The organism is Actinophytocola sediminis (assembly GCF_054779715.1).
Map to the genome: position 1 here is coordinate 25,229 of NZ_BAAGXS010000049.1, position 13,158 is coordinate 38,386.

A 13,158-nucleotide genomic window follows, 5' to 3' on the forward strand; every position below is an offset into this window, starting at 1 on the left:
CTACCGTTCCGCTCGCCGATGCTCGTACCTGGTGAGCATCGATCCCCTGTGAGGAAGTCGAAGTATGCGAATTGTGGGCCTTACCCGGCCGAGGATCGCGGCGCTCGCCGCGGTCGGCCTCACCCTGCTCGGCCTTGTCTACATAGGACTGCCAGGCGGAGGGACGACGGCCGTGCCGGACGACGCGCGGGCCGGCGACCTGAACCTGACGCCGTGCACCTACGACACCGAGGCCGGCACGCTGGCCGCCGACTGCGGCACGCTGGTGGTCCCCGAGAACCGGCGCGCGCCCGACTCGAAGCTGATCGCGTTGCCGGTCACGCGGATCCGGGCGACCGGCGCCAACCCGGCAGAACCGGTCTTCCGCCTCACCGGCGGGCCCGGCGCCACGAACATGTCCTTCCCGCAGGCGAGCCGCCTGACCGAACGCCACGACGTGGTCCTCGTCGGCTACCGCGGCGTCGACGGGTCGACGACCCTGGACTGCCCCGAGGTGACCGCGGAGCTGCGCAAGTCGGCCGACCTCGTTGGCGAGGAGTCGTTCCGCAGGCGCGGCGACGCGCTGCGGCTGTGCGCACGCAGGCTGACCGACGAGGGCATCGACCTCGACGGCTACTCGCTGGCGCAGCGGGTCGACGACATGGAGGCCGCGCGCACCGCCCTGGAGTACCGGAAGATCAACCTGATCAGCACGAGCGCGGGCACCCGCACGGCGATGATCTACTCCTGGCGCCACCCCGAGGTGCTCCACCGGTCGGCGATGATCGGCGTGAACCCGCCCGGCCACTTCCTGTGGGACCCGAAGATCACCGATGACCAGCTCGACTACTACGCGACGCTGTGCGCACGGGACGACAGCTGCTCGGCCCGCACCCGCGATCTCGTCGGCTCGATGCGCGCCACCGCGGCGAACCTGCCGGACCGCTGGATGTTCCTGCCGATCAAGAACGGCAACGTCCTGGCGGCCTCGATGTGGGGCATGTTCCACGCGACGGACGCGGCCGCCCCGCTGTACGCGCCGGCGACGTTCGACGCGTGGCTGTCCTCGGCCGACGGCGACGCGAGCGGGTTGTGGGCCATGTCGACGGTCGCTGACCTGATGTTCCCGGAGATGGCCGTATGGGGCGAGTTCACCGCGTTCACCGCCATCGACAACGACACCGTGACGGCGTACTACCGGTCCGGTGGCGACCCCGGCTCGGTGCTGGGCAACGCGGGCGGCGACTACCTCTGGGCCGGCGGCGAGGTTCCCCAGGCCTGGCCGGCGAGCCCGGACGACGCCGCCTACCAACAGGTGCGCCGGTCGGAGGTCGAGACGCTGCTCGTCGGCGGCACCGTCGACTTCTCCACGCCCCGGCAGGTGGCCGGCACGGAGTTGCTGCCAGAACTGCCCAACGGGCGCCAGGTGCTCCTGCCAGAGCTCGGGCACAACACCGACTTCTGGGCCTACCAGCCAGAAGCGAGCGAGCAGCTGCTGACGGCGTTCTTCGACGACGGGAAGGTCGACCCGTCCGGCTACGACAACCGTCCGGTCGACTTCGATCCCGGCTTCCTCAGCTGGTCCACGATCGCCTGGCTCATCCTGGGCGCGCTGGTCGGTTTCCCGCTGGTCGCCATCGTGCTGCTCGGTGTGCTGGCGCGCCGGGTTCGCCGCCGGGGACGTCTCGGCCCCAAGGCTCGCGTCTGGCTGCGCACGCTGGCGCCGGTCGTGCTGGGCCTTGGCGGCTGGTTGCTGGCCGTGCTGGTGGTGCGGACCCTGTCCCCGGCCACGTTCATCGCCAGCCGGTACCTGGTGGTCGTCTCGATGGGTGTCGCCATCGGGCTCGGGGTCTTCCTCGCCTGGACGGACCGCGCCTGGACGCCCAGCAGGCGACGGCGTGGGCTGGCCGTGGCGCTGGGCGGCGCGCTGCTCGGGGCGTTGCTCGGCGGATACGCGGCCGACGGGCTGCTCGGCGTGCCGACCGCCCTCGTCGGTGCGGCGGCGGTGGCCAACCTCGCCGTGCTCGTCCTGGACATCGTGCGGGACTCGTCACCCGCGGAGGCGTTGACCTCAGCCGCGACCTGAGCAGGCCCGCTGGTGCGCGGGGCCGGCACGGACAAGACTGACCAGATGAAGAGTCGTGTGTCGGTGATCGTTGGCCTGGCGGCCGTGCTGGTCGGCGGTGTCTGGGCGTTGCAGGGAGTCGGGGTCCTCGGCGGCAGCGGGATGTCGAACTCGCCGACGTGGCTGGCGATCGGTGCCGTGGTGGCGGTCGCCGGCCTGGTGGCGATCGTTTGGGGCGCGCGAGGTGGGCGTGGAAACGGCTGACACCGCGACCCAACGAGGGGGCACTTCAATGTCTGACACGTCGGGAACGGTCACTGTTTCGACACTGGGATTCTGGTCGAATTCGTGGTCCGGTCCGACGAGTTCGTTCGCCGTGCGGTCCCCGGCCGAGACGTTGCTGCTGGACGTGGGGGTCGACCCCGTCGGACGCCTTCGCGCGGCGTCCATACACCCGTCCACGGTGAGCCACGTGTTCATTTCTCATCTGCATTCAGATCATTCGAGCGGATTCGCGAACCTGATCTTCACCCGTCAGTCCCTGCTCGGCAAGGACAATCCCGATGCGCAGCCCGTCCAGGTCATCGCGGACGTGGTCACCGCCGAGGGACTACGCGACATGGTCGCCATCCAGTATCCTGACCGGAAGTTCGCGATCGACTGGCACGAAGCCGAACAAGGAAACGATTTCGCCGTCACCGAGTCGTTGTCGCTGACGTTTCTACCGATACATCACAAGATTCCAGGGTTGTCCGCACGACTGGACACACCGACCGGCCCCCTCGTCGGTTATCAGGCCGACAGCCGACCCACCGAGGAGGATCCGCGCTTCTTCCAGGGGGTTGACCTGCTCATCGCCGAGTGTTTCGCCGAAGGATCATCGCCCGAGGACCGTTCGAGTGCGCACGACAAGGGGCACAGCACCTTCCACGATGCCCTCCAACTGGCCAAGGCCGCCGGCGTGTCCACCGTGCTGCCCTACCATCTCCCCGACCACTACCGGGCCGACACGGATTTCCGAACAAGAGCACACGAATCGTTTTCCGCAGCGGGCATCGACCTCATCGATCCCTTGACCCGATCGCCGGTTCAGCTTCAACGCGAGAACTGAAGCAGGCATCCGTTGTGGCCGGCGACCTGAAACAGGACCGAAAAGGCGAGAACTCAATATACCGCACACCGAGTTCCGCACTGGAACCGGCATCATTGAGAGAATCCCCGACGAACAGGCACTCGCCGGGGGCGAAGCCCGAGAACGCCGCGCGGAGCAGGTCAACCTTGGCGATCCCGTCAGTATCATTGTCGCGACCAAGGACCAGGATATCGGCCGCAGATCCACCAGCCGCAGAAAATGATCGCGAGAGCAGGTCCCGAGTTTCATCGACATGACCCTGACTCACGATCCGGACAGGTAGGTTCCTGCCGATCACGATCAGGAGTTCCACTGCCTCGGCCGCCATACGCGTTGTTCGCTGAAGGGCTGCCAGTTCGCGGCGCTTGGCCTGCAGCGCCACCTCGAAATTCGACACCGCCGCACCCAACGAGTGCGCTATTCTCGGTAACCAGGTGTTCGAATTAGACCCCACGCGCAGCTCTTCGCGAACGAGCCGGTCCACTTCGGCCAAGCCGGCGGCGTCATCGACTCCCAGTGCACGTGCCGTTGAGCGGACATGCAAGGGGGTTCTGTCGAACAGCGTTCCACCCAGATCAAAGCCGACCACCGCGATACCGCCCACGTGCAGAATTGTGGCCGCGAGCCGTGAAAAAGCCGTCTCCATCGCTTCCCTTTCGCACGGCACACCCCAGGGCTATTGGTTCCATTTCTCCGGATGACTCCTTACCCACTCCTCGGCGACCTCGACATCGATACCTCGGTCGATATCGAAAACCGGATCCTCGACGCTGTAGGTTATGATCCCAGGCGAGCTGTCCATCAGAAATCGCATGACAACGGAGGCCCGAATCTCCCCGGCAAATACCTCGGCGGCCGCTGCCGCCCGCACTCGCCTTACCGCCTCCCTGGACAACCACCTGATGTTGGCGAACACGAGGTGCGCAGCCTCTCCGCCCTTGCTGAATCTCGTAACCCGCGAGTCAGGTGACGCCTCGATCCAGATCGGATCCTCATCCGCGATGAATCGGGTGGCCAGTACGTGACCTATTCGTCCGGCCACCGGGTGGCTCACCGCATCAATCATCCGCTTGATCGCGCCTGAACGAAGTACCGTGTCGGCGGTCCCCACGCAGACGTCGGACTCAGGTATGGACTCCAGGAGCACCAGGAGAGCGTCCCCGGTCCCACCACAGCCGTCCGTGGAAACGGCGACAAATTCGGTAGCCGGGAAGGTAGACCGAAGGTGCCGCAGCAATTCGACATTCGCCTGGCCCGTCCCGACAAATATTTCGTCGATTCCTGCCCGCGCCATGGCGACCATCGTGTGGTCGATGACCGGACGACCCAACACCTCTACCAGCGGCTTCTGCCGAGCACTGAAGCCCCGAATTCTTGAACCAGAACCGCCGGCAAGAATCGCGCCCACCAAGTTTCGGGACCGAGTCACTAGACCTTCCTTTTCTGCGCAAGCGGGATCAGCTCGTTCTCAATCCAAGCAGCGACCGAAACAGTGGACCGCCACTCCGAAGGTATCAGCGACCACAGCAACTCGAAGTCCTCAACAAACGGGCGCGCACTTTCGGCGCCGTAGATGAAGATCGAATTGAGCCGGTGCGAATCGCCGCGCCCGATCGGCTCATGCAGGATCACGACTTCCTGGTCGATGATGTGGTACTTGAGCGGGACCTTTTCATCGGCAATCCCGACAAAGTACGAGTCGAAGGTCTCCAGCGCGTGCTTCCAGTTCACCAGGGACGCAACCACCTCGCTGGGCTTCATCGGCCACATCTTCGGCGCCAACGCCCCCGTCTTCACATAGAGCGTGATCTTGTCTCGTGGATAGATCTCGCGCAACCTGTTCCCCGCAGCCAGGTGCGCCGCGAACGACTTCTTCCGACTCGTCTGACTGTATCGGTAGTCATCCGCGTCAGGACTACCCTCGCCATATCTGATCCGCGCGACGTCATCGATTCCTCCGCTGGTCTTGAAATATGGAGATATTCGATGTTGAATAAACGAAAACTCACCCGCCGTGGCCTCCAGCTCGGCAATCGCGGCGCGATACCCGGATACCGTGGTGTGCGAGACCGTGCGCGCCAGGACGGCATCCTTGGGGACGTTTCTACGCGCGATCGGGTCGGCCGAAAGTGGTCCGTCGCGTTCTTCACGAGCAATTTCCAGCCGCAGATCACTGATCTGCTTCTCGGCCTCGATGATGTCGCGCCCGTGAATCTCCCGCTGCTTTTTCGATCTGATGACCGTGACACACGAAACATGGACTCCCAACACCGCCGTCACCAAGGCCAGCGTGACAAAAATGGCGGCGGCCCGAGATGGGAGGATCGACGCAGGAACGAGATTGACGACAATCGGCAGCAACGCCAGATAGCTCAAGGCCAAGGCAATATGTCTGGAAAGCGGCCGCGGCGAGTTCGCTTTTCCAGACTGCGCAAAGAGAGCGGCCACCACGACGTTCACTACGAGGCCGACAGCCAGACTCACGACTGTCGCGGTCGCGCCGGGGTCGTACAGCACGATACACCGCCCCTAGCACCTGACGCTGACGTCGTAGATCTGACGCGGGCTTGCTGCCGCCTCGGTCGCAGACATGGACCATAGAATAGCTCACCCGATCGAGTGTTGCCGCCACGACTCGGAGGGCGAACCGCCGGCAAAGTGGACAAATTGTGGACGGTTACTCCGGATTAATCGGAACAACCACGGATAGACGGCAGGGGCTGCGGCAAGTCGCGTTTTCAACCGGTCGTAATCAGAGAACCGCAGGCGCGGCCCACCATCGGAACGGCCGCCACCGGCGACGAGCATGATGATCTTTCGCCAGATTATGGCGTCCGAACTACAGTCATCACCCATCGCGAGAAAGGTGGATTCGAGTGTCCCCCAGAACCACTGGCCCATCTTCGCCGCGGGCCGCGCTCACTACCGTGATGTTGTGCGGCCTGTTGGCGGGCGGCGCGCTGCCCGCCGCGGCCGCGCCGTCAGGTGACGGGCTGACACCGGTGGTGGGTCTGGCCGCCGAGCGGATCCTGCTCGCGGACATGGTCGCCGCGGCCAAGTTCGGCACAGCCACGCCGATCGAGGACCCGGTACGGGAGCAGCAGGTGCTCGGCCAAGCCGCGACGCTCGCCGCCGAAGCGGGCATCGACGCGCCAGACGCCGTCCAGTTCTTCCGCGCGCAGATCGAGATGAGCAAAGTCGTGCAGCGGGACTTGTACGACCGATGGACCCGACATCCGGAACTGGCGCCCACCGAACGCCCCGATCTGGCCACCGAGGTACGCCCCGAACTGGACCGGATCACCGTCGAGTTCATCGACCAACTGGCGGCCACCGAGGACCTCCGTCGCCCGACACCACGATGCGCGGTCGCACTCGTCCTCGCCGAGACGAAGACCGACCACCAGTACGGCCTCGACCGGCTGCACGAGCGCGCACTGTGGGGCGCGATCCGGCCGTTGTGCGCCTGACTCCAACCCGCGACGCCCACACCCACCAGCACTGCTGTCCGGAGCAGCCTGAGTCCACTTGGGACAAATAGCGCGCGCCGGCGGCTCGGCATGGATGTCGCCGACCACGGCGAGACGCTCGCGCACGCGGCTGACGAGCGCGGAGACCTCCGCGTCCTCGGCGGCCGAAGCAAAGGAAGCGGTAGCCGCGCCGACCCAGCATCGCGGCGAGCAACTGGCCAACGGGTGCCGACAGAATGGTCCGGGAAAGCCGCGGGAATTGTCCGCTCAGTAGCCGAGATTGACCTGTGCCCGGTGGTGTTCGCCCTTCTCGATCAGGTCGACGAAACCGAGGGCGTAGTCCGGCGCGGAGATCGCGCCGCCTTCGGGGTCGACCGCGACGTCGTCACCGAGCCGGTATCGGCCGAGCCGCTCGCCGGGCATTCGCGCGCCGAACCTGAGTGCCGGACTCACGAACACCCAGTCGAGTGACGCGGGCGCGGCGGGGAGGTCTTCGAGAACAAGCGCCGCTCCGGCGCGGATCTCGTCGTGGAGTTCCGCGGGGATGTGGCTGAGATCGGCGACGAAGCGGTCCGCCCCAGGTGCCGGGCGCAGCGACGAGGCGCCGCCGACGATGAACAGGGGCACGCCCTCGGCGTCGGCCAGCCGCGCGATGGTGCGATAGGCGTCGCGGAAGACGCCGGCCAACTGGCCACGCGGAGCGATCGCGCCCACGACGGCGTCCGCGTCCCGGACGGGCCCCACGAGCGTCGCCTCGTCGGTGACGTCGCCTTTGACGTGCGTCACGTTCGGAATTCGCTTTTCGGGGATCGCGCGACTGAGCGAGGTGACCTGATGGCCGCGAGCGGCGGCCTCCGCGACAATGGCCGAACCGGCATATCCGGTGCCACCGATGACGGTAATGCGAGACACGAGTTACCTTCCTCCGCAATTGGGGACGTCCCCGGTTACCGTAGGAGAGCGACTCGCCAACGGGAAGAAGGCACTTTGTGGTAACCCCCCAGGCCGGGCCGGTGCTCCACGGCAGCCCCTACCGCGCGGACTGCCCGACCCGCCACATCATGGATCGCATCGGCGACCGGTGGACGGTGCTCGTCGTGGGCGCACTCGCCGACGGCGGCGCCCGCTTCTCGGAGCTGAACCGGCGCATCGAGGGCGTCTCGAAGAAGATGCTCACCCAGACCCTCCGCGGCCTCGAACGGGACGGCCTCGTCCGCCGTACCGTCCACCCCGAGGTCCCGGTCCGGGTCGAGTACACCCTCACCGAAGCAGGCGACAGCCTGCGCGAACCCCTGCACACGTTGCGGCAGTGGTCACTCGCCAACGTCGATGTCGTGTCAGCGGCGCAACAGGCCTACGACCGCGCGGAGCGTGAGGGGCACTGATGCACTCGCAACACCTGCTGGGTATCCGGTCATGCTTTGAGTGCATCATCCTGGCGGGACGCCACGTCCTGGACGTGATGCAGGACCTGCCGCAGCAGCGGGGTGAATCCACCGCGCGCCCAGATCGCGTGTAGCTCGACCGGCCGGGAGGGATCGCTGTCGGGATGCCCGCCCTCGAGGTCGTTGAGCCGCTTGTAGACCAGGCCCGGGACGCCGAGCGTGGTGGCACTGGCGGGCACCAGCGCCACCCCTTCGCCCGCGGCGACGAGCACCATCGCGGTGAGGATCTGCTGGACGTGCTGGACGATGTGGGAGTGCCCGTTGACCAGGAACCGGACGGTGAGCTCGTGGAAATAGCCCGCCTGCGTCGGGTGGTAGCTGATGATCGGGAGACCGTCGAAGTCCTCGGGGCCGAGCGGTCCCTCGACGGACGCCAGGGGATGGCCCGCCGGCAGGACGGCGTACAGCGGCTCCCTGGCGACCACCCGTGAGGACAGGACCGTGGTGTCGAACGGCGGCCGCGCCAGGCCGAGGTCGAGTTCGCCACGCCGGATCCCGTCCACCTGCCCACCCGTGACCCGCTCGTGGAGGATCACCTCCACGTCCGGCAGGTCCTTTCCCAGGCTGACCAGGAGCGGACCGAGGAAGCGGAGCGCCGAGGCCGCGGTGAAACCGAGGTGCACCGTGCCGGCGGAGCCGGACTCGACTCGTCGGGCGTGCGCGACGGCCTGGTCCAGTGCGTTGAAGATCCGATAGGAGTCCTCGAGGAACTCCGAGCCGGCCGGCGTGAGTGCCACGGCGCGGTTGCTGCGCTCCAGCAGGGTCGCGCCGACCGCGGTCTCCAACTTCTGGATCTGCCGGCTCAGTGGCGGCTGCGTCATCGCGAGCCGTTCGGCGGCGCGTCCGAAATGGAGTTCCTCCGCCACTGCGATGAAGCATCGGACCTGGTCGAGTGTCACGGGGGCCATGCGGGTCACGCTATCAAGAGTTCATACCTTGAGAGCATCGCATGATTCGATATGAGGTTTGCGCAAGCATCGCTGAACCTGCCAGCATTCGTAAGCGGTATCACAGTGCCTGCCCTGCCCCATCACCAGGAGTGACCCGTGACTGCGAACGTCGTCGGCTACGCCTATCCCTGGGACGTGCTCGGCGACCCGGGCTTCGCCGACCGAGTGAAACGGCTCGGGGTGACCACGGTGGCCCTCGCGGCGGCGTACCACACGACTCGGGCGGCCACCCCGTTTCACCCGATCCGGCGACTGGTCAACGCGCGGAGCTCGGCGTTCTACCGTCCGGTGCGCGCCGAGATCTGGGCCGGCCGCCGGCTGGTCCCGGCCGAGGCCGCGTGGGTCGATGACCCGGACCCGTTCGGCAACGCCGCGACCCTCCTCACCGATGCCGGACTCGAGGTGGCCGCGTGGACGGTACTGACCCACTCCACGCGACTCGGCGAAGCCAACCCCGACCTCGCGGTGGTCAACTGCTTCGACGAGCCCTACCCGTATGCGCTCTGTCCGCGGTCCGACGAGGTCCGCGAGTACACCGCGACGCTGGTGGCCGAGGCGGTGCGCGACACCCCGAGCTCGGAGATCGTCCTCGAGGCCTGCGGGCAGCTCGGTATCCAACACGGCGGCCACCACGAGAAGACGGACGGAGCCTACGACGACCAGACGCGCCGGCTCCTGTCGATCTGCTGCTGCCGCGCCTGCCGGAAGGCCTGGACCGACCGTGGTCTCGACGCCGACGCGGTGATCGCCGACCTGCGTGCCGCCACGAGCCGGGGTGCGACGAGCCGGCCATCGCCGGACCGGTTGCGAACGCTGCTCGAAGTCCGGCACACCGCCACCGACGCCCTGCGCGCCGATGCCATCCTGGCGGCCCGCACCGCCGGCGGCCAGTCCCTGCGGATCATCCTGCACGCCCAGCCCGACCCCTGGGAGACCGGCGCCCTGCCAGGACTCACCCCGGCCGCACCTGACGACGCCGACGTGGTGGTCGCACAGTGTTGGGCCACCGGCGCGTCCTCGGTCAAGAACGCGGCCCGGCTGGCCGAAGCCGTCGCGGGACGGGCGACGCCCGGGGCCTACGTCACCGCGTTACCGCCAACCAGACCGGACGAGTTCGGGCACCACGTGCGTGCGCTCCGCGATGCCGGCGTCGAGCAGTTCCACCTGTATCACCTCGGCCTCGCCGGCCCCGACCGGCTGCCGATGCTCGCCGAAGCCAGCCGAACGGCGGTGGGCAGTTCGTGATCCGACGCATCTGGCGCGGCATCGACGCCGCGTTCGAAGGCTTCACCGTCTCGTGTCTGGTGGCGGTGGTCCTCATCCTGCTCTGGCAGGTGTTCAGTCGCGAGATCCTCGCCGACTCGCCGACCTGGAGCGAGGAGACGGCCAGGGTGTTGTTGGTCTGGATCGGGTTCCTGGCGGCGGCCATCGGTTTCCGCGAAGGCTCGCACATCGCGATCACCTTCATCGTCGACCGCTTCCCCGAACCGCTCCGCCGCGGCGTCGAGTGGTTGACCATCGGACTCGTCGTGCTGTTCGGCCTGTACCTCATCGTCCAGGGCAGCCAGTTCGTCGCCGACACCCGGCACGCGACCCTGCCCGGCACCGGACTCCCCCGCAGCGTGCTGTACGTCGCGATGCCCCTGGCCGGGTTCATGATCGTGCTCTACATGGTCCTGCGGCTGGCCGGTGTCGACACCGCGCGGTTCCGAGAAGAGACCGAAGAGGCACTCGACGACGCCCGGAACGAGGGGGCAGCATGACCGATCCCCTCGCCATCGCCATCCTGCTCGGCAGTTTCCTCATCCTCATCGCGCTGCGCGTGCCGATCGCACTCGCGCTCGCGCTCGCCGCCGTCTTCGAGGCCTTCTACCTGGGGGTCCCGCTGATCATCGTCGGCCAGCGAATGGTCTCCGGGCTGGACGTGTTCGCGTTGCTGGCGATCCCGTTCTTCATCCTCGGCGGCGAGATCATGGGCGCCGGCGGCATCTCCCGCCGGCTGATCAACCTGGCGATGCTCTTCGTCGGCCGGCTGCGCGGCGGTCTCGCGATGGTCAACATCGGTGCCAGCACGTTCTTCGGCGCGCTGTCCGGATCGTCGGTCGCCGACGTGTCGGCGGTCGGCTCGGTGACGATCCCGATGATGAAGAAGAAGGGCTACGGCACCGACTACTCGGTCGCGGTGACCATTTCCGGGGCCGCGCAGGCGGTGATGATCCCGCCGAGCCACAACCTGATCATCTACTCGATGGCGGCCGGTGGGGTCTCCATCGGCGCGCTGTTCACCGCGGGCATCCTGCCCGGGCTCCTGCTGGGTGCATCGCTGATGATCGTGGCCTTCGTGGTCGCGCTGAAGCGGAACTACCCGAAGGAGGAGACCGTCCCGATCTCGCAGATCCCGAAGATCATCGGCGACGGGCTGCTCAGCCTGCTGATGCCGGTGATCATCCTCGGCGGCATCCTCACCGGCATCTTCACCGCCACCGAGTCGGCCGCGATCGCCTGCGTCTACGCCTTCATCCTGACGTTCGTGGTCTATCGGGACATCCCGATCGCAGCGATGATCCCGATCCTTCGCAAGACCGTCCGCACCCTCGGCGTCGTCCTGTTCATCATCGCCGCGGCCAGCGCGTTCGGCTACTTCCTGGCCTTCCTCCGGGTGCCGGCGATGGTCACCGAGGGACTGCTCGAGCTGTCGGACAACAAGATCGTCATCCTCCTGCTGGTCAACCTGCTGTTGCTGGCTCTCGGCGCCGTCATGGACATGGCGCCGCTGATCCTGATCATGACCCCGATCCTGCTGCCGGTGGCGACCAGCCTCGGCATGGACCCGGTGCAGTTCGGGATCATGCTGGTGTTCAACCTGGCCATCGGCCTGATCACCCCGCCGGTCGGCAACGTCCTGTTCGTCGGCTGCGCGATCGGCCAGACCTCGATCGAGAAGGTCGCCAGGACGCTGCCCATCTTCCTGCTCCCGATGATCACCGTGCTCCTGCTCATCACTTTCATTCCCAGCCTGTCGCTGGCGCTGCCGAGCCTCTTCGGGCAATAGAGATTCGCGAAAGGTGAGTTCCATGAGAACACCACGAACGGTGACGCCGAAGCGGTCGCGCCGGAGGACGCGGGTCGTCGGTCTCGCGGCCGCACTGTCGCTGGTGCTCGCCGCCTGTGGCGACGACGGGGGCGGAAACGGCGGTGCGGAGCACTCCTGGCGACTCGCCGAAGTACATCCGGAGGGATATCCGACCACGCTTGGCGACGAGAAGTTCGCCGAACTGGTGGCGGCGAAGAGCGACGGCCGGATCAGCATCGACGTGTACCCGGGCGCCCAACTCGGCGAGGAGTCGGACGCGATCGAGCAGGTGCAGTTGGGTTCGATCGAGCTCACCCGGGTGAGCTCGGCACCCATGACCGAGTTCGCCTCCGGGATGGGCCTGTTCGGACTCCCCTACATCTGGGACGACGCCGACCACCTGTGGCGATTCCTCGAGGACGAGAACGGTGGCCAGAAGCTCCTCGACGGGCTGGCGGACGCCGGGTTCCACGGGGTGACCTACATGGATCCGGGCGCGCGGAGCTTCTACACCACCGACAAGGCCGTCGCGTCCCCCGACGACCTCAAAGGACTGAAGATCCGCGTCCAGGAGTCCCAGGTCATCATCGACTTCATCGAGGCGCTTGGCGGCTCACCGACCCCGATGGACTACGGCGAGGTGTACAGCGCGCTGCAGAGCGGACTGATCGACGGCGCGGAGAACAACGCACCGAGCTACGTCTCCGCGTCGCACTTCGAGGTCGCCAAGAACTTCACCCTCGACGAGCACATGCGAGTCGCCGAGCTCCTCGTGATGAACAAGGACATCTGGGCCGGCCTCTCGCCAGAGGACCAGGCGATCATTGAGGAGGCCGCGGCCGAGGCCGCCGAGTTCCAGCGCACGAAGTGGGACGAACAAGTCGAGAAGGACATGGCGGCGCTGAAGGAGGAGGGCGTCACCATCACCGAGATCGACGACCTCGAGCCATGGCGCGAGGCCGCGCAGCCGGTCATCGACAAGCACGGCGAGGAGTTCGCCGAGTACCTCGACAAGATCGACGAACTGCGCGAGTGAGAGGAAAC

General features: G+C 66.8%; 14 protein-coding genes. 9 read left to right on the forward strand and 5 right to left on the reverse strand.

What is annotated here, in order from left to right; translation table 11 throughout:
• The first annotated feature begins 64 nt into the window (after positions 1–64).
• From ACYVIP_RS27425 to ACYVIP_RS27435, 3 genes are read left to right on the forward strand one after another with little or no spacing between them, the layout of a single operon-like run.
• Complete coding sequence (locus ACYVIP_RS27425; RefSeq protein ID WP_460401382.1) at positions 65–2,065, forward strand: alpha/beta fold hydrolase; 2,001 nt, start codon at positions 65–67, stop codon at positions 2,063–2,065.
• Between the two features lie 45 nt (positions 2,066–2,110).
• Positions 2,111–2,308 carry a hypothetical protein gene (locus ACYVIP_RS27430; RefSeq protein WP_460401384.1) on the forward strand — a complete coding sequence of 66 codons (198 nt, stop codon included), beginning with the start codon at positions 2,111–2,113 and terminating at the stop codon, positions 2,306–2,308.
• A 28-nt stretch (positions 2,309–2,336) separates the two neighbouring features.
• On the forward strand, positions 2,337–3,155 hold the full coding sequence (locus tag ACYVIP_RS27435) for an MBL fold metallo-hydrolase (RefSeq protein WP_460401386.1): 819 nt from the start codon (positions 2,337–2,339) through the stop codon (positions 3,153–3,155).
• Here the strand turns inward: ACYVIP_RS27435 and ACYVIP_RS27440 are convergent.
• The 3 genes from ACYVIP_RS27440 to ACYVIP_RS27450 all read right to left on the reverse strand — a co-directional run bounded on the left by ACYVIP_RS27440 (position 3,106) and on the right by ACYVIP_RS27450 (position 5,693).
• Entirely contained in the window at positions 3,106–3,780 is a 675-nt protein-coding gene (locus tag ACYVIP_RS27440; RefSeq protein WP_460401388.1) for an HAD family hydrolase, read from the reverse strand. The genes ACYVIP_RS27435 and ACYVIP_RS27440 overlap by 50 nt on opposite strands.
• 72 nt (positions 3,781–3,852) lie before the next feature.
• A complete protein-coding gene (locus ACYVIP_RS27445; RefSeq protein ID WP_460401390.1) occupies positions 3,853–4,584 on the reverse strand; it encodes a nucleotidyltransferase family protein in 732 nt (243 codons plus the stop codon).
• Positions 4,585–4,604: 20 nt separating this feature from the next.
• Positions 4,605–5,693: a hypothetical protein gene (locus ACYVIP_RS27450; RefSeq protein ID WP_460401392.1), complete on the reverse strand. Its 1,089-nt coding sequence runs from the start codon at positions 5,691–5,693 to the stop codon at positions 4,605–4,607.
• 413 nt (positions 5,694–6,106) lie between these two features.
• Here ACYVIP_RS27450 and aroQ point away from each other — a divergent pair, with 413 nt between their 5' ends.
• Entirely contained in the window at positions 6,107–6,646 is a 540-nt protein-coding gene (gene aroQ, locus ACYVIP_RS27455) for a gamma subclass chorismate mutase AroQ (RefSeq protein WP_460401394.1), read from the forward strand.
• 267 nt (positions 6,647–6,913) lie between these two features.
• Here aroQ and ACYVIP_RS27460 read toward each other — a convergent pair whose 3' ends face one another.
• On the reverse strand, positions 6,914–7,558 hold the full coding sequence (locus ACYVIP_RS27460; RefSeq protein WP_460401396.1) for an NAD(P)-dependent oxidoreductase: 645 nt from the start codon (positions 7,556–7,558) through the stop codon (positions 6,914–6,916).
• A gap of 149 nt (positions 7,559–7,707) precedes the next feature.
• Here ACYVIP_RS27460 and ACYVIP_RS27465 point away from each other — a divergent pair, with 149 nt between their 5' ends.
• Entirely contained in the window at positions 7,708–8,031 is a 324-nt protein-coding gene (locus ACYVIP_RS27465) for a winged helix-turn-helix transcriptional regulator (protein ID WP_460401591.1), read from the forward strand.
• Between the two features lie 29 nt (positions 8,032–8,060).
• On the opposite strand, the gene ACYVIP_RS27470 is transcribed toward ACYVIP_RS27465, so the two are convergent.
• Positions 8,061–8,999 carry a LysR family transcriptional regulator gene (locus ACYVIP_RS27470; protein WP_460401398.1) on the reverse strand — a complete coding sequence of 313 codons (939 nt, stop codon included), beginning with the start codon at positions 8,997–8,999 and terminating at the stop codon, positions 8,061–8,063.
• 138 nt (positions 9,000–9,137) lie between these two features.
• Here ACYVIP_RS27470 and ACYVIP_RS27475 point away from each other — a divergent pair, with 138 nt between their 5' ends.
• The 4 genes from ACYVIP_RS27475 to ACYVIP_RS27490 are packed head-to-tail and all read left to right on the forward strand — an operon-like array spanning position 9,138 to position 13,150.
• Positions 9,138–10,286 carry a hypothetical protein gene (locus ACYVIP_RS27475; protein ID WP_460401400.1) on the forward strand — a complete coding sequence of 383 codons (1,149 nt, stop codon included), beginning with the start codon at positions 9,138–9,140 and terminating at the stop codon, positions 10,284–10,286.
• A complete protein-coding gene (locus ACYVIP_RS27480) occupies positions 10,283–10,804 on the forward strand; it encodes a TRAP transporter small permease (RefSeq protein WP_460401402.1) in 522 nt (173 codons plus the stop codon). Before ACYVIP_RS27475 ends, ACYVIP_RS27480 begins: the two co-directional genes overlap by 4 nt.
• Positions 10,801–12,093, forward strand: a complete 1,293-nt coding sequence (locus ACYVIP_RS27485; RefSeq protein WP_460401404.1) for a TRAP transporter large permease — start codon at positions 10,801–10,803, stop codon at positions 12,091–12,093. The genes ACYVIP_RS27480 and ACYVIP_RS27485 overlap by 4 nt, the downstream gene beginning before the upstream one ends.
• A 22-nt stretch (positions 12,094–12,115) precedes the next feature.
• Entirely contained in the window at positions 12,116–13,150 is a 1,035-nt protein-coding gene (locus tag ACYVIP_RS27490) for a TRAP transporter substrate-binding protein (RefSeq protein WP_460401406.1), read from the forward strand.
• The last annotated feature ends 8 nt before the right edge of the window (positions 13,151–13,158 follow it).